Genomic DNA, 23,013 nt, shown 5'->3' with positions numbered 1-23,013 from the left:
CAGGGAAAGGCCCATTCGAACGATGTTTGACGTCGAGTCGGACCGGACGTCCGCTTCCGGAACACCCGTCACGGGCGGGCAGTCCGGTATCTGGCTGGCCCAGCAGATCGACCCGGACAGCTCCGCCTTCAACATCGTGTTCGCCCTGGACCTGCGTGGCGACGTCGACCTCGACCGGCTCGGCGCCGCCGTGCGGCAGACCGTCGGCGAGGCCGAGAGCCTGCACGTACGGGTCGGAGCGGAGGACGGCGTACCCCGCCAGACCCCCGCGCCCGCCCCCTTCGACCTGCCCGTGATCGACCTGCGCGCCGCCGCCGACCCCGCGCGCGCGGCCACCGACTGGATGGCCGCCGAGCGTGAGCGTCCGGTGGACCTCGCCCGGGCCCCCCTCTTCGCCCAGGCCCTGCTGCGCCTGGCCGACGATCACGTCCTCTGGTACCAGCGCTACCACCACATCGTCACCGACGGCATGGGCGTCGCGCTCCTCACCCGCCGGGCCGGCGAGCTCTACACCGCCGGCGACCGGGCCCCGGCGCCCCGCGACTGGGCGCTCTCCCACCTGGTCGACGCCGATCTCGCCTACCGCGCCTCCGCCGCGCACCGGGACGACCGCGCCCACTGGCTGGCCCGCATGGCGGACCGGGCCGAGCCCGTCCGCCTGGTCGAGCGCGGCCAGCTGCCCATGACGCGGCGGCTGCGCCGTACTTCGGAGCTGCCGGTCGAGCTGGCCGACCGGCTGCACGCCGCCGCCGAGCGGGCCGGCACCCGCGTGTCCCGCGTGCTCGTCGCCGCCGTGGCCGCCTATCTGCACCGGGTCAGCGGCGAGCAGGACCTCGTCCTCGGCCTGCCGATCGCCGCCCGCCAGGACGCGGTGGCCGCCGAGATCCCCGGCATGGTCTCCAACATCGTGCCGCTGCGCCTCGCCGTCCAGCCCGGCACGACCGGCGCCGAACTCCTCACCGCCGTACGGCACGAGATCGGCGAGGCGGTCGCCCACGGGCGTTACCGCGCCGAGGACCTGGCCCGGGAGCTGGGCCTCGCCGACGGCGTCAACGAGCTCGTCGGTCCCACGGTCAACGTCCTGCCCCGCCCCGACGACCTGCGCTTCGGCGACCATGCGACCGCGCTCGAACCGGTCTGGCTGGGCCCGGTCAGCGACCTGGCCCTGAGCTTCGCCGAGTGCGACGCCGGGCGCGGCCTCCGGGTCCACCTCGACGCCGACGCCGACGTCTGCGACCACGAGACGCTGGCCGACCACGAAGCGCGATTCCGCGCCCTCCTCGACGCCTTCACCGAGGACCTCCACCGGCCGGTCGGGCGCATCGAACTGAGCTCGTCCGCCGAACGGGCCACGCTGCTCGACGAGTTCGGTGTGGCACCCCGCGAGACGGCCGAACTCACCTGGCCCGCCGCCTTCGAGCGCCAGGTCGACCGCACCCCGGACGCCGTCGCCCTCGTCTGCGAGGACGTCGAGCTGACGTACGCCGAACTGAACGCGCGGGCCGACCGGCTGGCCCGGCTCCTCCTCGCCCGGGGCGTCGCCGCCGAGGACGTCGTCGCCGTCGCCGTCCCGCGCTCCGCCGAACTCGTCGTCTCGCTGCTCGCGGTGATGAAGACCGGCGCCGCCTATCTGCCGCTGGACGCCGACCACCCGCAGGACCGGATCGCCTACATGCTCGCCGACGCCGGCGCGCGCACGGTCCTCACCAATCACGAGCTGTCCGCCGCCCTGCCGGACGCCCCCGGCGTCACCCACGTGCTGCTCGACGACCCGTCCGTGACCGCCGCGTGCGCCGCCCTCGACGCGTCGGACCCGGACCTGCCGATCGCCCTCGACCAGGCCGCGTACGTCATCTACACCTCGGGCTCCACCGGCCGCCCCAAGGGTGTCGTCGTCTCCCACGACGGCGTCGGCAGCCTCGTCGCCACCGCCACCGACCGCATCGGCATCACCGCCGAGAGCCGCGTCGTCCAGTTCGCCTCCGTAGGCTTCGACGTGACGGTCTGGGACCTGATCATGTCGCTGTGCGTGGGCGGCCGGATCATCGTCGTCCCCACCGAGCGCCGCGTCGCCGGGCCCGCCCTCACCGAGTACATCGCCCGGCACCGCGCCACCCACATGATCCTCCCGCCGTCCCTGGTCTCGGCCCTGCCGCAGGAGTGCGAGCTGCCCGACGGCGCCGTCCTGATCGTCGGCACCGAAGCCGTGCCCAGTGAGCTGATCGCCCGCTGGAACGGCCGGCTCCGGGTCGTCGTCGCGTACGGCCTCACCGAGGCCACCGTCAACTCCACGCTCTGGATCGCCACCCCCGACCGCCCCGGCCCCGCGCCCATCGGCGAACCCGACCCCAACACCCGGGCGTACGTCCTCGACTCCGCCCTCCGTCTCGTGCCGGTCGGCGCCGAGGGCGAGCTGTACGTCGCCGGGCGCGGCCTCGCCCGCGGCTACCTGGGCCGGCCCGGGCTGACCTCCGAGCGCTTCGTCGCCGACCCGTACGCGGACGAGCCCGGCGCGCGCATGTACCGCACCGGCGACCGGGTCCGCTGGGGCGCCGACGGGAACCTGGAGTTCCTGGGCCGTGCCGACGGCCAGATCAAGATCCGCGGCCACCGCATCGAGCCCGGCGAGATCGAGAGCGCCTTCATGGCGTGCCCGGGCATCGCCCAGGCCGCCGTCCTCGTCCGCGAGGACCACCGCAGCGCCAAGCGGCTCGTCGCCTACCTCGTGGCCGAGGCCGGTACGGACCCCGAGGCCGCCGTCGCCGAGGCGCGCACCCGGATCGCCGGGGAACTGCCCGACCACATGGTCCCGTCCGCCGTCGTACGCCTCGACGGGCCGCTGCCGCTGACGCCCAACGGCAAGCTCGACAGCCGCGCCCTGCCCGAGCCCCGGTGGACCGCGACCACGAGCGGCGACACGCCGACCACCCCCGCCGAGACCGCGCTCGCCGCGCTCTTCGCCGACGTGCTGCGGCTGCCGTCGGTCGGCGTCCACGACAGCTTCTTCGAGCTGGGCGGCGACAGCATCGTCGCCATCCAGCTGGTCAACCGCGCCCGCGAGGCCGGGCTCGCGATCACCCCGCGCGACGTGTTCCGGCAGCGGTCCGTCGCCGCCCTCGCCAGGACGGCCGACGAGGCCACGGTCTCCGCGGCCGCGCCCCGGACCGTCGAGCTCGACGAGGACGCGCTGCCGGTCTCCCCGCTCCAGGAAGGTTTCTTCTTCCACGCGGAGTTCGACAGGGAAGCCGCCGACCTGTACGTCGTCCAGGAGCTCCTGGACCTCGCGGGCACCGTCGACCCCGAGCGGCTCCGGGACGCCCTCCAACTCCTCCTGGACCGCCACCCGCTGCTGCGCGCCGCGTTCCGCCAGCTCCCCGGCGGCGAGGTCGTCCAGCGCATCGCCGACAGCACCGTTCTGCCCTGGCGCGAGGCCGACGCCGGCCGCACCCCGCTGGCGGACGTCCTGCGGCAGGACCGCGCCGAGGGCTTCGACCTCGCCCGGCCGCCGCTGCTGCGGGCCACCCTGATCCGGGACGGGCAGCGCAACCGACTGCTGCTCACCCTGCACCACATCGTCGCCGACGGCTGGTCCGTCTCCGTCCTGCTGCGCGAACTCACCGCCGCCTACGAGGGCGAGACCCTGCCCGCGCCGCCCGCGCCGCAGCCGTACCTGGCCTGGCTCGCCGGTGGCCGGGACCTCGACGCCGCCCGTTCGGCGTGGCGGCAGGCCCTCGCCGGCCTGGACGGCCCGACCCGGCTGCCCGCGCTCGCCTCGGCGGCGGGCGACGACAGGACGGCGCTGCACGCCGTCGACGACCGGACGTCGCCGGCCGCCGATGGCGACCAGGCAACGCGGGCCACCGGCCACGAAAAGGCCGCGCGGGCCACCGGCCACGAAAAGGCCGCGCCCGTCGCCGCCCCCGCCGCCGGGACCGCGTCCGTCGCCCGCCCCGAGCACGTCGACGTCCGCCTCCCCGAGTCGCTGACCGCCGATCTCACCGTCGGGGCGCGCGGCCGCGGCCTCACCCTCTCCACCGTCGTGCACGGTGCCTGGGCCCTGCTCCTCGGTGGGCTCACCGGCAGCCAGGACGTCGTCTTCGGCACCACCGTCTCCGGGCGGACCACCGAGGTCGAGAGGCTCGACGCGGCCGTCGGGCTGTTCATCAACACCGTGCCGGCCCGTGTCACCCTGCGCGGCGGCGAGACGCTCACCGAGCTGCTGCTGCGCGTCCAGGACGAGCACACGGCCCTCCTGGACCACCAGCACCTCGGGCTCGCGGACATCCAGCGGATCGCGGGCGGCGGCGAACTCTTCGACACGCTCGTCGTGTTCGAGAACTTCCCCTCCGGCGAACTGGCCGCCGACCAGGACCGGGAGACGCTGCGCGTCACCGGCGCCGAGGTCTTCGACGCCGTGCACTACCCGCTCGCGCTCATCGTCGAACCCGGCGACGGCCGTCTGGCGCTGCGGTTCAAGTACGACGCGGCCCGGCTCGACCAGCTGTCCGTGGCCGTCATCGCCCACCGCTTCGAGGCGCTGCTGCGAACCCTCGCGGCCGACCCCGACCGCCCGGTCGCCCGCGTCGGGCTGCTGTCCGACCGGGAACGGGACGCCGTCACCGCGCTGAACTCCACCGAGCACCCGCTGCCCGAGCCGGACGCCACCCTCGGCTCGCTCTTCGCCGCGCGGGTGACCCGGACGCCCGACGCGCCGGCCGTCGTCTTCGACGGCACCACCCTCTCGTACGCCGAACTCGACCGGCGCGCCGAGGCCCTGGCCCGGCGGCTGCGGGCGCGCGGCGCGGGCCCGGAGGCCTTCGTCGCCGTGGCCGTGCCCCGCTCGGCGGAGCTGATGGTCGCGCTGCTCGGCGTGCACAAGGCGGGCGCCGCCCACCTGCCCGTCGACCTCGACTACCCCGCCGACCGGGTCGCGTTCATGCTCGCCGACTCCGGGGCCCGTACGGTCGTGACCACCGCGGAGTCCGCCGGCCGGCTGCCCGACGTACCGGACCTCGCCCACGTCCTGGTCGACCGGGACGAGGAGGTCCCCGACACCCCGGCCGTCGCGGCGGGACCCGACCACCCCGCGTACCTGATCTACACCTCCGGCTCCACCGGCCGTCCCAAGGGCGTCGCCGTCACCCACCGGGCGATCGTCAACCGGCTCGCCTGGATGCAGGGGGAGTACGGGCTCACCGCCGACGACCGGGTGCTCCAGAAGACGCCGGCCAGCTTCGACGTCTCCGTCTGGGAGTTCTTCTGGGCCCTCGTCGAGGGCGCCACCGTCGTCCTCGCCCGGCCCGACGGCCACCGCGACCCGGCGTATCTGGCCGGCCTGATCCGTACCGAACGCATCACGACGATGCACTTCGTCCCGTCGATGCTGGCCGCGTTCGTCCAGGTCATGGAGGCTGCTCCGGCCGATTGGGCCGCGAGCCTGCGTCGCGTCTTCTGCAGCGGCGAGGCCCTCACGGGGCCGGACGCCCGCCGCTGGTGGGAGCTGACCGCGCGGCGTGGCGACGGCGACCCGGTGCCGCTGCACAACCTGTACGGGCCCACCGAGGCGGCCGTCGACGTCACGTACTTCCCGTACGAGGGCGGCACCGAGCTCGCCGTACCGATCGGCCGGCCCGTCTGGAACACCCGCCTGTACGTGCTCGACTCCTTCCTGCGGCCCGTGCCGGACGGCGTACCGGGCGAGCTGTACCTCGCCGGCGTCCAGCTGGCCCGCGGCTACCACGACCGGCACGGCCTGACCGCCGAACGGTTCGTCGCCGACCCGTTCGGCGAGCCCGGCACGCGTATGTACCGGACCGGCGACCTCGTCACGCGGCGCGCCGACGGCACCGTCGAGTACCTCGGCCGCACCGACCGACAGGTCAAGGTGCGCGGCAACCGCATCGAACTCGGTGAGATCGAGGGCGCGTTGGCCGCACTCGCCGGGGTTGCCCGGGCCGCCGTGATCGTCCGCGACGGCGCCCTCCTCGGCTACGCCGTTCCGGCCCCCGGCACCGCTGCCCTGGACGCCGAGGCGCTGCACGGCGCGCTCGCCGACGCGCTGCCCGCCGCCATGGTGCCGACGGCCGTCACGGTCCTCGACGAGCTGCCGCTCTCGCCCAGCGGCAAGCTCGACCAGAACGCCCTGCCCTCGCCGTCCGTCGCGCCCCGCGCCGGTGGACGTGCGCCCCGCGACGAGCGGGAAAGCGCCCTGTGCGCGATCTTCACCGACGTCCTGGGACTGCCCGGGATCGGTGCCGACGACGACTTCTTCATGCTCGGCGGCGACAGCCTCAGCTCCATCTCCGTCGCCACCCGGGCCCGTGAAAGGGGACTGACCATCAGCCCGCGCGATGTGTTCGAGCACCGCACGCCCGCCGCGCTCGCCGCGGCGGCCGCGAGCGTGCCGGACGAGCCCGCCCCCGAGGCGCCCGCCGCCGATGTGACCGTGTCCGCCGACGCCGCCGGGCAGGCCGCCGCCGCCCTCCAGGCGATGCTCGCCGCCCAGGCGCAGTCCGGCGCGGCGGTCGACCCCGCCCTCCAGGCCCTGCTCGCCCAGCTGACCGCAGCCGCCCCGGCCGGGCCGGAGGCCCCCGCCCCGCTGGGCGGCCTGGTACTGACCGAGGAGGAGACCGCCCGCGTCGAGGCCGTCGCCGGCCTCCCGGTCGCCGACATCTGGCCGCTCTCCCCGCTCCAGGAGGGCATGTACTTCCACGCCACCTACGACACCGGCGACGCCCTCGACGTCTACCTCTCCCAGGAGACCCTGGACTTCGACCGCCCCCTGGACGCCGACCGGCTGCGCGCCGCCGGCCGCGCCCTCCTGGAGCGCAACGCGAGCCTGCGCGCCGGGTTCACCAGCGACGGCCTGCCCAAGCCCGTGCAGTTCATCGCCGACGGTGCCGAGATCCCGCTGACGGAGACCGACCTGACCGGTCTGCCCGCCGGGGAGCGGAGCGCCCGCGTCGACGAGCTGCTCGCCGCCGACCGCCGGCAGCGCTTCGACCTGTCCGCGCCGCCGCTCTGCCGCCTCCGGCTGATCCGGCTCGGCGACGGCCGCGACCGCCTCGTCGTCACCCACCACCTGATCCTGTGGGACGGCTGGTCCGCCTGGCTGTTCCTGGAGGAGCTGTTCACGCTGTACGAGCGCGGCGGCGACACCACCGGACTGCCCGGCCCCGGCTCGTACCGCGACTACCTGGCCTGGCTGGACGCGCAGGACACCACGCGCGCCGTCGACGCCTGGCGCGACGCGCTCGCCGGCTTCGACGAGCCGACCCTCGTCGCCCCGACCGGCCGCGACGCGGGCCCCGTCATCCCGGCCGACCACGACGCCGTACTGACCCGGGAGACCAGCGACCGGCTGCGCGCCCTCGCCCGGCAGCACGGCCTCACCCTGAACACGGTCCTCAACGCCGCCTGGGGCCTGGTCCTCTCCGCCATGACCGGCCGCGCCGACGTCGCCTTCGGCACCGCGGTCGCCGGCCGGCCCGCGGACGTCCCGAACGTCGCCGGCATCATCGGCATGTTCCTCAACACCATCCCCGCCCGGGTCGCGTTCGGCCCGGACGAGCCGCTGCTCGCCCTGCTGCGCCGCATGCAGTCCGAGCGGGCCGCCGTCATGCCGTACGAGTACGTCGGTCTCGGCACGCTCCAGCAGGAGACCGGCCACCGCCGCCTCTTCGACACCCTCTTCGTGCTCCGCTCCGCCGACGGCGAGGACCGGGCCGCCGCGCTGCGGCAGCGGCACGGCATCACCGACGTGTCGAACGTGGACGGCACCCACTTCCCGCTCACCCTGATCGTCACCCCCGAGACGCGGCTCCGGGTCACCCTGGCGGCCCGGCCCGACCTCTTCGACGCGGAGGCCGCGACCACCATCCTCGGCCGGTTCACCACCGTCCTGGAGCGGCTCGGCGAGCTCCTCGCCGCCCCGGACGCGGTCGCCGCCCGGACCGTCGGCGTGGACCTGCTGCTGCCGGCGGAGCGGGCCGCGCTGACGGCCGAGTGGACCGGCAGCCGGGAGCCCGTACCGAACGAGACCATCGCCGACATGCTGACCGCCCAGGTCGCCCGTACCCCGGACGCGGTGGCCCTGGTCTTCGGCGAGCGCGCCCTGACGTACGCCGAACTCGACGCGCACATCAACCGGATCGCCCGGCTGCTCCTGGCCCGGGGTGCCGGACCCGAGAAGGTCGTCGCGCTCGCGCTGCCCCGGTCCATCGACATGGTCGCCGCCCTCTTCGCCGTCCTGCGGACCGGCGCCGCGTACCTGCCGCTCGACCTCGACCACCCGGCCGACCGGCTGCGCCTGATGGTCGAGGACACCGGACCGCTGTGCCTGGTGTCCACGGCGGCCGTCGCCCCGACGCTGCGCGGCCCCGAGGGCGCCGTCGCGCCCGAACTCCTCCTGGACGACGCGGCCGTGGCCGCCGAGCTGGCCGCCCTGCCCGGCGGGGAGATCGCGGACGCCGAGCGGCCCGCCTTCGCCCACGACATCGCGGACCGGCTGGAGTTCCCGGCGTACGTCATCTACACCTCCGGCTCCACCGGCCGCCCCAAGGGCGTCGTCACCCCCTACCGGGGCCTGACGAACATGCAGCTCAACCACCAGAAGGAGATCTTCGACCCGGCCATCGCCTCCGCGGGCGGACGCCGGCTGGTCATCGCGCACACCGTCTCCTTCGCCTTCGACATGTCATGGGAGGAGCTGCTCTGGCTCGTCGAGGGCCACGAGGTGCACGTCTGCGACGAGGATCTGCGCCGCGACGCCGAGGCCCTGGTCGCCTACTGCGACCTGCACCGCGTCGACGTCGTCAACGTGACGCCCACCTACGCCCAGCTGCTCATCGAGGAGGGCCTGCTCGATCGGGACAAGTCTGCGGGCAAGCACCGTCCCGCGCTCGTCCTGCTCGGCGGCGAGGCCGTGTCCGACACGGTGTGGACGAAGCTGCGCCGCACCGAGGGCACGTACGGCTACAACCTGTACGGGCCGACCGAGTACACCATCAACACCCTCGGCGGCTCGACCACCGACAGCGCGACCTCCACGGTCGGCATGCCCATCCGCAACACCCGCGCGTACGTCCTGGACGGGATGCTGCGCCCGGTCCCGCCGGGCTGCCCCGGCGAGCTGTACATCGCCGGCACCGGCCTGGCCCGTGGCTACCACGACCGGCCCGGCCTGACCGCCGAGCGGTTCGTCGCCGATCCGTTCGGCGAGCCGAGGGAGCGGATGTACCGCACCGGCGACCTCGTACGGCAGCGGCCCGACGGGCTGCTCGACTTCCTTGGGCGCACCGACGACCAGGTGAAGATCCGCGGCTACCGCATCGAGCTCGGCGAGATCGCCACCGCGCTCTCCTCGCACCCCGAGGTCGCCCACGCGGCCGTGGTCGTCAACGAGAGCACCGGCACCAAGCGGCTCGTCGGCTACTTCGCCCCGGAGGACGGTACGGAGCCGGGCGAGGAGCTGCTCCAGCGGCTGCGCGACCACCTGAAGGCCGGACTGCCCGACTACATGGTCCCGTCCGCGCTCGTCCCCGTGGACACCCTGCCGCTCACGGTCAACGGCAAGCTCGACGTACGGGCCCTGCCCGCCCCGGACTTCGCCGGAACCGGCACCAGCCGCCCCCCGCGCACCCCGCGCGAGGAGACGCTCTGCGCGCTCTTCGCCGAGGTCCTCGGCCTGCCCGAGGGCAGCGTCGGCATCGACAGCGACTTCTTCGACCTGGGCGGCCACTCGCTGCTCGCCACCCGGCTCGTCAGCCGGGCCCGTACCGCCCTCGACACCGAACTCGCCATCCGCGACCTGTTCGAGGCACCGACCGTCGCCGAACTCGTCGAGCGGGCGGACCGGTCCGGCGGCGCCGCCCGGCCCGCCCTTACGGCCGGCGAGCGGCCCGACGAGCTGCCGCTCTCCCACGCCCAGCAGCGGCTCTGGGTCATCCAGCAGATCGAGTGCACCTCGGCCGCGTACAACTTCCCGCTGGTCATGCGGGTGCGCGGGGCCCTCGACGTCGACGCGTGGGGCGCGGCGCTCGCCGATGTCACCGCCCGGCACGAGGCCCTGCGGACCGTGTTCGTGCCGCGCGACGGCCAGGCCATCCAGCGCGTGCTGCCCGCGGACAGGGCGCGGCCCGTGGTCGAGCGGCTGCGTGCCACCGAGGACCGGATACCCGACCTGGTGGAGGCGACCGTCAACCGCCCGTTCGACCTCGCCGGCGAACTGCCGCTGCGCGCCACGGTCGTGGAGCTCGCGCCCGAGGACCACGTCGTCGTCCTGCTGCTGCACCACATCACCACCGACGAGTGGTCGGACCGCCCGTTCCTCCGCGACCTGGCCACGGCCTACGCGGCCCGCACGGCGGGTACGGCACCGAGCTGGGAGCCGCTGCCCGTCCAGTACGCCGACTACGCGCTCTGGCAGCAGCGTCTGCTCGGCGACCCGGCGGACGCCGACAGCCTGGCCGCCCGGCAGCTGGAGTACTGGCGCACGACCCTGGACGGCGCCCCCGAGGAGCTGGAGCTGCCGACGGACCGGCCCCGTCCGGCCCGGCCGGCGTTCACCGGCGCCGAACTGGACATCTCCTTCGACGCCGAGGTCCACGAGGGGCTGAAGCGGCTCGCCCGTGACACCGGCGCCAGCATGTTCATGGTCGTCCACGCCGCCGTGGCGGCCCTGCTGCACCGGCTGGGCGGCGGTACGGACATCCCGCTCGGCTCCCCGATCGCGGGGCGCGGCGACGAGGCGCTCGACGACCTGGTCGGCTTCTTCGTCAACACCCTTGTCCTGCGCACCGATCTGAGCGGCGACCCGTCCTTCACCGAGCTGCTCGCCCGGGTCCGGGAGACCGACCTCGCCGCGTTCTCGCACGCCGACGTGCCGTTCGAGTCGGTCGTGGAGAAGCTCAACCCGACCCGCTCGCTCTCCCGGAACCCGCTGTTCCAGGTGATGGTCGGCTACCACGCCCGTACCGGCGACGGCCTTGAACTGCCCGGCCTCAGCGCCGACTACGTGCCGTTCCGGATCCGCTCGGCTAAGTTCGACCTGGTGTTCAGCTTCAGCGAGCACACGCCGGCCGACGGCTCCACCGGCTCCCTCGCCTGCCGCCTGGAGTTCGCCACCGAGCTGTTCGACCACGAGACCGCCGCCCGTCTCGGGGAGCGGCTGAGCTCGCTCGTCGCGGCCCTCGTCGCCGCCCCCGAGCAGCCCGTCTCGCGGGCGGAGATCCTGGCCGCCGACGAACGGCGCCTGGTCCTGGAGGGCTTCAACGGCGCGCCCCGCGAGGTCGACGAGGAGACCTTCCCGGCGCTGTTCGCGGCGCGGCTCGCCGAGCGCCCCGACGCGGTCGCCGTCGTCGACCGCGCCCGGGCCGTCACGTACGCGGAGCTCGACGCCCGCGCCAACCGCCTCGCGCGGCTCCTCGCGGCGCACGGGGTCGGCGCCGAGAGCGTGGTCGGCGTCGCCGTGCCCCGCTCGGTCGACATGGTCGCCACGGTGCTCGCCGCGCTGAAGCTGGGCGCCGCGTTCCTGCCGCTCGACCTGGTCCACCCGGCCGACCGGCTCACGTACATGATCGAGGACTCGCGGGCGGCGCTCGTGGTCGGCACCGAGCCGGTCGCGGGCAAGATCCCGCAGGTCGCGGACGTACCGGTGGTGCTGCTCGACGAGCCGACGGTCGCCGCCGAGCTGGCGGCCCTGCCGGAGACGGCGGTCGAGGCCGCGCCGGTCCACCTGGACCAGGCCGCGTACGTCATCTACACATCCGGTTCGACCGGCCGCCCCAAGGGCGTCGTCGTCCCGCACGAGGGCATCTCCAGCCTGGTCGCCACGGCGGTGGACCGGATGGGCCTGGAACACGACAGCCACGTCCTGCAGTTCGCCTCGATCGGCTTCGACGTCTTCGCCTTCGAACTGGCGATGGCGCTCTGCCACGGCGGCCGGCTCGTCCTCATCACGGACGAGGCGCGGGTCGCGGGCCCGGCGCTCACCGACTTCCTCGGCGAGCAGCGGATCACCCACATGATCCTGCCGCCGTCGCTCGTCTCCGCGCTGCCGCCCGGCTGCGAACTGCCCGAGGGATCGACCGTCCTGGTCGGTACGGAGACCGTGCCGCCGGACGTCTTCGAGCGGTTCGGCGCCACGGCCCACCTGATCTGCGCGTACGGTCTCACCGAGGCCACGGTCAACTCCACGCTGTGGCCCTCGCGGGAGCACGGCGGCCGCCCGTCCGGCCGGGTGCCGATCGGCCGGCCCGACCCCAACACCCGCTGCTACGTCCTGGACGACCACCTGCGGCCCGTCCCGCCGGGCGTCGTCGGCGAGTTGTACGTCGCAGGCCGCGGCCTCGCCCGCGGCTACCTCGGCAAGGCGCCGCTGACCTCCGAGCGCTTCGTCGCCGACCCGTACGGGCCTGCCGGCAGCCGCATGTACCGCACCGGTGACCGCGCCCGCTGGCGCGCCGACGGCAACCTCGACTTCCTCGGCCGCGTCGACACCCAGGTGAAGGTCCGCGGCTTCCGCATCGAGCTGGGCGAGATCGAGGCGGCCCTCGCCGGACACCCGTCGGTGGCCCAGGCCGCCGTGGTGCCCGACCGCGACGGCGACATCGTCCGCCTGGTCGGCTACGCCGTTCCGGAAGCTTCGCTGGAGTTGGACGCACAGGAGTTGCGCGCCCATGTGGCCGGGCAGCTGCCGGAGTACATGGTCCCGGCGCTCGTCGTCGCGCTCGACGGGCCGCTGCCGCTGACCCCCAACGGCAAGCTGGACCGCAAGGCGCTGCCCGTCCCGGACTGGGCGGCGATGACCGGCGACGCGGCCCCGGCCAACGAGACGCAGGCGCGGCTCGCCGCGCTGTTCGGAGAGATCCTCAAGCTGGAGAAGGTCGGCGTCCACGACAACTTCTTCGCGCTCGGCGGCCACTCCATGGCCTCGATGCGGCTCCTGGGCCGTATCCGCGCCGAGTTCGGCGTCGAGCTGTCCATCAGGGACGTCTTCGACGCGCTGACCGTCGCGGGGGTCGAAGGCAAGCTGAAGGGCGCGGGGATGGCCGGGCCGGCGCTGCGACCGGGCGTCGCCTCGGATTCGACGGTGGCCGCCCCGGTCCAGCGCTGGCAGTGGGACGCGTACCTCCGTACCCCGCGCTTCGACCACGCGCTCGTCCTGCGCGCGGCCGGCGGCCTGGACGCGGACGCGCTGTCCGCGGCGCTCGCCGACGTGGCGGGCCGCCACGAGCCGCTCCGCACGGCGTTCGCGGTAGGGGACGGCGCGCTGCACCACCGGGACGTCGAACCCCCGGTCCTCACCCTGGAGGAGTGCCAGGACCTGGAGGCGCGCCTCACCGAACTGGCCGCCGGATCACCGGAGCCGGACCGCAAGGCACCGCTCGTCGCCCACCTGCTGACGGCGGCGTCGGGGGAGCAGGCGCTGCTGCTGACCATGCACTACCTGGCGGTGGACGAATGGTCCGTCGTACCGCTCTTCCGGGACCTCACGACCGCGTACGCGGCACGTACGGCGGGCCGGGAGCCCGGGTGGGCCCCGCTGCCGGTCTCGTACGCCGACTACGCCCGCTGGGCGCGCGAGGTCCTGGGCGACCTGAGCGACCCGGACAGCCGGGGCGGACGCCAACTCGCGTACTGGCACGAGACGCTGAAGGACGCCCCGACCCGACTCGCCCTCCCGGCGGACGGCCGCCCGCGCTCGGCCTCGCCCGGCGCGGACCACGTGGGCTTCGTCCTGGACGAGGAACTGCACACGGCCGTGGACGAGCTGGCCCGGGCGACCGGCACCAGCATGTTCATGGTCCTGCACTCCGCCCTGGCGGCGCTGCTCACCGCGCACGGCGCGGGGACGGACCTGCCCATCGGCACGATGGTCGCCGGACGTACGGACGACCAGCTGGCCGACCTGGTGGGCTGCTTCTTCAACACCGTCGTGCTGCGCACCGACACCGCCGGCGACCCGACGTTCGCGGAGCTCCTGGCCCGGGTACGGGAGACCACGCTCGGCGCCCTCGACCGGCAGGACGTGCCGTTCGAGGAGGTCGTCCGGGCGACCGGGCTGCCCGAGGGGGGCCCGCAGGTCATGGTGATCCACCATGAGCAGGCGGACCTGGAGCGGCTGGAGGGCGGCATCGGCTCCCTCGACGCCGTACCGACCGGCTCCACCAGGGCCGAACTGACCCTCAGCTTCTACGAGCCGCAGGGTGCCGGCCCGGTCCACTGCGGCCTGATCCACGCGACGGACCTGTTCGGCACCGCCAAGGCGCGGCGGCTCGCCGACGAACTCCAGAGGCTGCTGCGCACGGTGGCAGCCGACCCGGAACAGCCGCTCTCGGAGCTGTTCACCGCCATGTCCACAAGGAGTGACAACGCATGAGCACCAACCCGTTCGAGGACCCGCAGGGCACCTTCCTGGTCCTGGTCAACGACGAGAACCAGCACTCGCTCTGGCCCTCCTTCGCCGAGGCCCCGGCCGGCTGGCGGACCGCGTTCGGCCCCGACACCCGCGAGGCGTGCCTCGCGTACGTGGAGGAGCACTGGACGGACCTCCGCCCGGCCAGCCTCGCGGCCGCCCAGCAGGGCTGACCCGCCCGCACGACCGCACGCCCGCCGCCGCCCGTGGAGCACTCTCCACGGGCGGCGGCGGTCTTACGGACGGGGACGGACGCCAGCCCACCCACCTCCGCAACAGCTCCTCCCGCTGAGCCGTCCGCTTGGGAGACGTCGGTCTCTGCCGGGGAGTAGCCGACGGTGGCGGCACACGTACGCCGACAACTCTCTGTCGCCGTCGCGTGATTCCACGCGCAGCGTCATCGTCGCCGGGGCCCGGCCCGACGGCCCCGGACCTCCCGACCTCGCGCCGGACCGGTCGGCTTCGCGCCCACGTACCCATCGCCTTCGGCGATTCAGAACAGGCCCACCAAGGCCATCGGTTGCTCGCTTCTCACGACGACCGCGCCGTCGCTGTCACACACACCGGACAATCGGATCCAAACCAGTGGATCGCCTTCCGCAACGCGCGAACGAGCGGGGAAGTTCCCCTCCGGGAGGGTGCGCGGGAGGGTGCGCGGGAGGGTGCGCGGGAGGGGTGTGCGGCGATGTCAGTGCCGCCGCGTAGCGTGGGGTGTCGATCAACAGTACGGGGGAGACGGGCGCATGGGCACGCGTGTCGAGAACAACGGGTACACCGCGGAACTGACGGACGACCTGGAGGTCGTCTACCGCAATCCGCAGGGGCGGAGGCTGAAGAACGTCCCCGAACCCCTCTCCGGAACGCCGGGCCTCGGCCTGCTGCTCAGGACATGGACGCAGCTGAAGAAGCACCGTGAGTTGTGCCGGCAGCAGGCGCGTGCATGGGCGCAGGCCGGGGTGCGTATCCCGAGCGCGCTCGCCGATGCCGATCCGCTCTGGCGGGAGGCCCTGGAGTCCGAGGCCGCCGACCTCGCCGACGATCCGGGCGACGGCGGCCTGTGGGCGCGTACGTACACCGGGTTCGACGGCCGCACGCTGACCCTGCTTCTTCCCGAGCAACTCGTCCCGTACCGCGACCGCTTGATGCGCGCGGAGCACTGGGAACCGGACGGCTGCTTCTCCACGGGCCTACCGGACCCCTCCGACGGGGAACTGCCGTTCCCCGAGCGGGTCATCGCCGCGCACCCGGGCTTGGAGGAAGTGGCTGCCGAGAAGCTCATCTCCCTGCAGGAACGCACGAGTCGGTGGAGGTTCATCTTCAAGTCGGACATCGACGTCATCCTGCACGATCTGGAGGAGTCGGCTCCCGCGCTCCTTGTCACCCTCCTCGACGAGTTGGCCGACCTGGCCCTGCGGAAGGGCGAGCGGCAGACAGCCACCGCCTGGTTCGGGCGGGCCCGCACGGCCGAGCGGTCGCAGGCGCGCAAGGTCGACCGGGAGTGGCTGGCGGGCCGCTACCTCGCGTACGCCGAGGACAAGGCGCTCTCCGCCACGGTCCTGCGTGCCTGGGCCCGCGACCTGGCCGTCAAGGGCGCGGCGACCGGGGCGGACCTCGCAGGCTTCCGCCTCGTGGTCATCCGCCGCGTCCAGGCCTCGGGGGAGCTGTACCCGCAGCTGGCCGCCGACGTACGCAAGATCGCCAGGGCCGCCGGACTCGAACCCGAGAGGGAACTGGCCACGCTGCTCGGAGAGCTGTTCGCGGTCGGTGGTGTCGCGTTGACCGACGAGAAGTTCTGGACCGACTGCTTCAAGGGCCCGGCCATGGACATGCTGGGCGATCACGCCCCCGAGGCGGTGCACCAGGTCCTGAAGCTGCGACCCCGCCGCTTCGGTGAAAGCTCCACGCTGTGGCGGGAGCTGCTCGAGCGCACCGGCGCGCTGGCCCGGCTCACCGATGAGGCCGGCGGGCTGCCCGCGGGCGAGGCCGCCGCTTGGCTGTCCGAGTGCGTCGCGTCGAACAACGGCCGGAACGGCCTGTGGCCCGTCATGTACGAGATCGCCGAGAGGATCGCGCCGCGGCTGGCCGCCGACGGTGTCCCCGTGGAGTTCCAGTACCAGACGTTCGGCCGACGGACCGGCGCCAAGACGCCTCTCGACCTCATCGACCTCCTGCTGGAGCACGGCGCCCCGGTCGCCGACCCGCCGGAGCTCTTCGGCCCGTCGGAGCTGCACGACCTCGAGCTCGGCCGCCGGCCGAAGCTGGAGCACCTGCGCGCGGACGAACGCTTCGCCCGCGAACTGCGCGCACGGGCGCGGGCCGACCTGGAGATGACCACCAAGAGCCAGGCGTCGAACAGCTGGTATCAGCCGCACGCTGTCAAGGGCTGGCAGCAGATCCCCACGCTCTTCGACAACCCGATCGGGCACGAGGAGATCCGCGCCTGGTCCGACCGCGAGCGGGCGACGCTGCGCGCGGGGGTCGACTTCGAGGAGCTGGTCCTGCTGCTCGGCCGATTCGCCCACGTGGGCGTGGCGGTGGAGCTGCTCCTCAAGGACGCGGACGCCGCAGCGGGGTTCGCGGCGGTGGACGTCATGCCGCTGCTGATGGCCGAGCTGCCCGACACCGTCACACGTGAGCAGGTGGAGGAGCTGCTGGGCCGACTCCAGCCCTACCACGTGGACCGGGACGGCGTACGAGGCCCCAATCGCGGACCGATCCTGGAAACGCTGCCTCAGCTGGGCGAACCGATCCACAGCCTGGCCGCCCGCTCGCTGGTCATGGCCGCCAACTGCCGTGACGGGCTTGAGCGGCTGGTCCGCCGCTTCACCCCCGGCGAGGCCGATCGGACGCCCGCGCCAGATGCGGGGACGGATGATCCCGACGTCCGGATGAGCCGTCGGCTGATGCGGCTCGCCGAGCACGGCACCACCGTCTGGGGAGGCGATCTGGCGCAGGCCGACGCCACGATCGACAGCCTTCCCCGTGACAACCGCTTCCGCCACACGCACGCCTGCGCCGCGCCGATCGCCCTGTGCGCCGTCTCCTCCAGGGCGGGCGGCCGGGCGGACCGGTCGCTGCCGGCGTACGCCGCCCACCCCGTCCTCGACGGGGGGCCGGGCCGATGGCGGATCGGCCGGTGCGAGGTGCCCGAGGACGGTACGGACGTCCAGCTGCCCCTCCCCGGGAAGGTCTTCCGCACGGCGACGTCCGTCTCCGTCGTCCTGGGCGGCGGCAAGTCCCACCGGATGCTGTGGGAGTACGCCCCCGACGGCTCCTTCTCCGAGGACGGTCCGCCGGGCCCCGCGGGCCTGAAGCTCACGCGCGCCCATGTGCTGGAGCCCGTACGTCCCGGCGCCTGGTTCGCGCGCTTCGCCGAGCTGTACCGGGAGAACGGCCCCGCCCCCGCCCGCCCGGAGCTCGCGGAGGTCTTCGCCGAGCGGCTCGGCCTCACCGTGGCCGAGGCCACCGTGCTGCTGATGGCGCACGTCCCCTGTGCGCCGCACCAACTGGAGGACGAGGACGGCTATCTCTCCCGTCACCCCCGCACCGACCTGGAGCCCTGGAACATCCGGTGGAAGGAAGCGGACGAGGCGGTCGGCGCACTGACCTCCACGCTCGACCCCCGGTTCGTCACGGCGCTCTACGACAAGCTCCTTCCCGACGATCCCGAGCAGCTGTGGAAGACCGGCCCCGACGTCGACCGCGCAGCCGAGTGGTGGCTGCACGAGCTGGGCAGCCCCCTGCCCGTCCCCACGGCGCTGTTGCCCCTCGCCGCGAAGGAGACGCTCCTTCCCAAGGGCGAGCGTGCCCTCCACCGCGTGCACAGCCGGGACGCCCGGGCCTGGTGGCCCCACCTGCGGCTGCCCGCCCTGCTCGGCCGCCTCGCCACCGGCGCGCACTGCCTCGAGACCCACCGGTCGGCCCTGCCGGGTGAACCCCAGGTGCTGGCGCTCCCGAGGATGGCCGCCTGGCTCGCCTACCGCACCCCGGCCGGCGATCCGCTGCGCCCCGCGGTCGGCGCGGCGATCTCCCGACTGCGCGAGGAGCTGGCTTCGGCGCCCGGCCCGCTCACGCTCTTCTCCCTGCAGAGCAACTATCTGATGGGCCCGCCTCCTTCGACCGAGGCGATCGCCGCCCATCCGGCGGTCACGGAGGTGGCCGACCCGGTGTACGACATCCGTCATCTCCGTGTGGACCCGGCTGCGCTCAAGGGGGCCGACGATCCCCTCCTGGACACCCTGGACGCGTACCTCGACTCCGTCCTGCCCTCCCAGTGGCTGCCCAGCTCGTCCGGGCTGCCCGCCCTCGCCGACCTGCGGCTGCTGCTGAGCGACGACTTCGCCGCCCTCGGGGAGCACCTCGCCACCGACGGGGAGCGGCCCCCGGGATGGGAGCAGGACCCGGCGCGCTCCGTGCCGCATCTCGTCGAGGAATGCGCGAGGACGTACGGACTGACCGAGGACGCCGCGGCGCTCCATCTGATGCTGCTCGCCCTGCCGGATCCGTCGGACCGCAACGTCAAGGCGTGGACCGGGTGGAAGGCCACCCGATTCAAGGAGGCAGAGGCCGAACTGGGCACCTCGGGCCGCGTGCTGCGTGCCGTCCGGACGCGAGCGGGCCGCTCCCTCTTCCTGCCGGGCGCCTGGCAGGAGCGGAAGCCCCCGCGTCTCCCGATCGAGGTGTCGAAGCTCGGGCTGCTGCCGCTGGCCAGGGAACACAGGTCGACATCCCACCTGGCCGCGGTCCCCTCCGGTCCACTGCCCACGCTCTTCACGCGCGCGTGGGAAGGCCGCGTGAACTGACCGAAGAGCAGGGGCGGTCGGCGCCCTCAACCCTCGCACCCACCGGGGCGTCTGCTGTAGATGCCGCCAGCGACACAGCACGACGAGGAGCACGCGTGGTCACCACCGCAGAGTCCGCCCCAGTCACCCCACCCGACGAACCGCCCACGCCTGCGTGGCGCATGCTCCTCGGATACGTACGGCCGCACCGCTGGACGCTGCTCGGCGGGGCCCTGCTGTCGCTGGTCACCGGAGCCACCGGGCTCGCGCTGCCGCTGGTGGCCAAGCACCTCATCGACGCGCTCTCCGACGACCGTCCCATCACCGGCGCCCTGCTGCTGATGTCGGTCCTGGTCCTCGCCAACGCGGGGATCGGCGCCCTCGGCGGGTACGTCCTGCGGCGCACCGCCGAGTCGGTCGTCCTCGGCGCACGGCGCACCCTGTCGTCGTACCTGCTGAGGCTCCGCATCGCCGCCGTGGACCGCAGCGAACCCGGCGACCTGATGGCCCGCGTCACCTCCGACACGACCCTGCTGCGTGAGGTCACCACCGACTCACTCGTGGGTCTCGGCACCGGGGGGCTCACGCTCGTCGCGACGCTGGTGATGATGGGCCTGGTCGATCCCGTCCTGCTGGCGGTCACGCTCGGCGTGGTGCTCGGCGCGGGGATGGTGATCGGCGCGATCGTGCCCCGTATCAACAAGGCCAGCAAACAGGCACAGGACGCGGTCGGAGCGATGGGCGCCGCACTGGAGCGCATCCTCGGCGCACTGCGCACGATCAAGGCGTCCGGCGCCGAGCACCGCGAGGAGCAGGCGGTGCACGCCGCGGCCGAGGAGTCCTGGCGGCAGAGCGTACGCGCCGCCAAGTGGTCGGCCCTTGCAGGGAACACGGCCGGCCTGTCCATGCAGATCGCGTTCATCACCGTGCTCGCCGTCGGCGGCGCCCGGGTCGCCACCGGCGTGATCGACGTCGGCACTCTGGTCGCGTTCCTGCTCTACGTCTTCTACCTGATGTCCCCGATCCAGCAGGTCGTCGGCGCGGTCACTCAGTACCAGGCCGGCGCCGCCGCCCTCGCCCGGATCCGCGAGGCCCTGCGGCTGCCTGCCGAGCCGCCGGCCGAGCCCGCGCCGCTGCCCGCACCCGGCGCCGAACCCGCCGCGCTGGCCTTCGAGGACGTCCGGTTCCGGTACGCGCAGGATCTGCCGTACGTCCACCATGGCGTGAGCTTCGAGGTACCGCCGCGCGGTATGACCGCCTTCGTCGGCCCGTCCGGGGCGGGCAAGACCACCGTCTTCTCCCTCATCGAGCGGTTCTACGACCCGGACGCCGGACGGATCACGTTCGACGGCCGCGACCTGGCCGCGTGGGAGACAACCTTGCTCCGTTCCGCGATCGGCTACGTCGAGCAGGACGCGCCCGTGCTCTCCGGCACCCTCCGCGACAACCTCCTGCTCGGCCATCCGGACGCAGGCGAGGAGGACCTGCACCGCGTGCTGGGGACCACCCGGCTCGACGGTCTCGTCGAGCGGCTCCCCAAGGGCCTGGACACGCTCGTGGGGCACCGCGGCACCAAGCTCTCCGGCGGTGAGCGTCAGCGCGTCGCGATCGCCCGCGCGCTGCTGCGCCGCCCCCGCCTGCTCCTGCTCGACGAGGCCACGAGCCAGCTCGACGCCGTGAACGAGGCGGCGCTGCGCGACACCGTCTCCGACGTCTCCCGCACCACGACCGTGATGGTGGTGGCCCACCGGCTCTCCACGGTCACCATGGCCGACCGCATCGTCGTGATGGACACGGGCCGGGTACGTGCCGTGGGCACCCACCGAGAACTCGTCACCGCCGACCCGCTCTACGCCGAACTCGCCGCCACCCAGTTCCTGTCCACCGCTGACAGCTGACGGTCCCCGGGACGGCGAAGTCCCCGTCCCGCCCCTGCTGCGGGGTGGGACGGGGACTTCGGTGGGGCTCGGGGTTACGCCGGTACCGCCGGTTCGCGGCGGCTGTCCGACCAGGCCGACCAGAGTTCGGCGTAGCGGCCGCCCGCCGCGACGAGTTCGTCGTGGGTGCCGGTCTCCACGACGCGGCCCTGGTCCAGGACGACGACGCGGTCCGCGGTCGCCGCCTGCGGGAGGCGGTGGGCCACCATCAGGCCCGTACGGCCCTCCAGGGCGCGCAGCGCGGCCGTCTCCAGGACGCGGGCGCCCGCGCTGCCGGCGTCCGCGGTGGCCTCGTCGAGGATCGCGATCGGCGGGTCGGTGAGGACGAGCCGGGCCAGCGCGAGGTGCTGGGCCTGGGTCACCGTCAGCCGGTGGCCGCCCTCGCCGACGACCGTCGCAAGGCCGTCGGGCAGTGCGTCGACCCAGGTCAGTGCGTCGACGTGGGCCAGTGCCGCGCGCAGCTCCTCGTCCGTGGCCGCCGGGCGGGCCAGCCGCAGGTCCTCGGCCAGCGGTCCCGCGAAGACGTGGACCTCCTGGCTGATCAGGGTGACCGCCCGCCGGACCCCGGCCGCGCCCAGCTCCCGGGAGTCCACCCCGCCCAGCGAGATCGCACCGGTCGCCGGGTCGTGGACGCCGGCGATCAGCTTCGCCAGCGTCGTCTTGCCCGCACCGCTCGCGCCGACCAGCGCCACCCGCTCGCCGTCCCGGACCTCCAGGTCCACCTCGGACAGCACCGGATGGCCGTCCACGTACGCGTGGCCGAGGCCCGACACCTTCACCGAGCCGTCCACCGGCGCGGCGGCCCGCACGTCGGGCTCACGCTCCGCCGGGAGGCTCGACACGCCCACGAGGCGGGCGAGGCTCGCCCCTGCGGACTGCGCGTCGTCGATGAGGAAGAGGGCGGCGTTGATCGGGTTGAAGAGCCCGTGGAAGTAGAGCGCCGCCGCCGTCGCCGTACCGATGCTCACCGAGCCGCCGTCCACCAGGAAGAAGCCGGTGATGAGGATCGACGTCATGCCGATGAACTCGGCGATGTTCAGCCGGGAGAAGAAGCCCGACACGAGGTGCATGCCGCGTGCCGCCAGGTCGACCGCCGCCTGCGACCGCCGCTCCAGGAGCTCCGCGTGCCGCCCGTTCAGCCGGAACGCCCGTACGGTACGTACCCCGCCGACGCTGTCGAGCAGCTGGTGCTGGAGGGCGCCGGTCGCCACCCGGTGCGCGGCGTAGATGGTCGCGGCGCGCGGGATGTACCAGCGCACCGTCAGGATGTGGACCGGTACGGCCAGCAGGACGGCCGGCAGGAAGCGCCAGTCGAGGACGGTGAGACCGACCAGGGTCAGGATGATGGTGAGGAAGGCGCCGGCGAACTCGGGCAGTGCCTGCCGTACCGCCTTCGCGATCAGCGTGACGTCGCCCGTGACCCGCGAGGTCAGGTCGCCCGAACCGGCCTTCTCGACCCGTTCGAGCGGCAGCCGCAGCGCCCGCGCGATGAACCGTTCCCGCAGGTCCGCGAGGACCGTCTCGCCGAGCCGGGCCACCAGGGACTTGCCGATCGCGGTCGCGACGCCCCGGGCGACCGCGACCCCGAGCAGGAGCAGCATCGGCACGGTCAGCGCGCCCGCGCCGCTCTTGTCCACGACCAGGTCCACGATGCGGCCGAGCAGCGGCGCGGTCAGCAGCCCGATGGCCGTGCCGAGGACGAGGACGGTGACCGCGGCCACCGAGAGGAGACGGTGGTGGCGGAGGAGTTCACGGACGACGGCGAAGGTATGGGCACCGGTGGCGGTGGGCAGGAGCTCGCGCTCGGGCGTGCCGGGTACGGGTCCGCTCATCGTCCGTCCTTCGTCGTTCACGTCTCGGTCCCGCACCTCGTGTGCGT

At 73.9% G+C, this 23,013-nt stretch carries 5 protein-coding genes; 4 read left to right on the top strand and 1 reads right to left on the bottom strand.

Annotated features, from left to right (window positions below):
* Window positions 1-22 precede the first annotated feature (22 nt).
* The 4 genes from Q5762_RS02760 to Q5762_RS02745 all read left to right on the top strand — a co-directional run bounded on the left by Q5762_RS02760 (window position 23) and on the right by Q5762_RS02745 (window position 21,095).
* The gene (locus Q5762_RS02760; RefSeq protein ID WP_315890287.1) at window positions 23-14,380 is read left to right on the top strand and encodes a non-ribosomal peptide synthetase; all 14,358 of its coding nucleotides are present in this window, start codon (window positions 23-25) and stop codon (window positions 14,378-14,380) included.
* A complete protein-coding gene (locus Q5762_RS02755; protein ID WP_315890286.1) occupies window positions 14,377-14,589 on the top strand; it encodes an MbtH family protein in 213 nt (70 codons plus the stop codon). The genes Q5762_RS02760 and Q5762_RS02755 overlap by 4 nt, the downstream gene beginning before the upstream one ends.
* Window positions 14,590-15,159: 570 nt before the next feature.
* On the top strand, window positions 15,160-19,218 hold the full coding sequence (locus tag Q5762_RS02750) for a hypothetical protein (protein ID WP_315890285.1): 4,059 nt from the start codon (window positions 15,160-15,162) through the stop codon (window positions 19,216-19,218).
* Window positions 19,219-19,379: 161 nt separating this feature from the next.
* Complete coding sequence (locus tag Q5762_RS02745; protein ID WP_315890674.1) at window positions 19,380-21,095, top strand: ABC transporter ATP-binding protein; 1,716 nt, start codon at window positions 19,380-19,382, stop codon at window positions 21,093-21,095.
* 74 nt (window positions 21,096-21,169) lie between these two features.
* Here the strand turns inward: Q5762_RS02745 and Q5762_RS02740 are convergent, their stop codons facing one another.
* Window positions 21,170-22,966, bottom strand: coding sequence for an ABC transporter ATP-binding protein (locus Q5762_RS02740; protein WP_315890284.1), 1,797 nt, complete (start codon window positions 22,964-22,966; stop codon window positions 21,170-21,172).
* Window positions 22,967-23,013: the final 47 nt, after the last annotated feature.

This window comes from Streptomyces sp. P9(2023) (assembly GCF_032436795.1).
GTDB lineage: Bacteria > Actinomycetota > Actinomycetes > Streptomycetales > Streptomycetaceae > Streptomyces.
The sequence above is the reverse complement of the archived record's forward strand: the minus strand, read 5'-3'. Positions and strand labels throughout refer to the sequence as shown.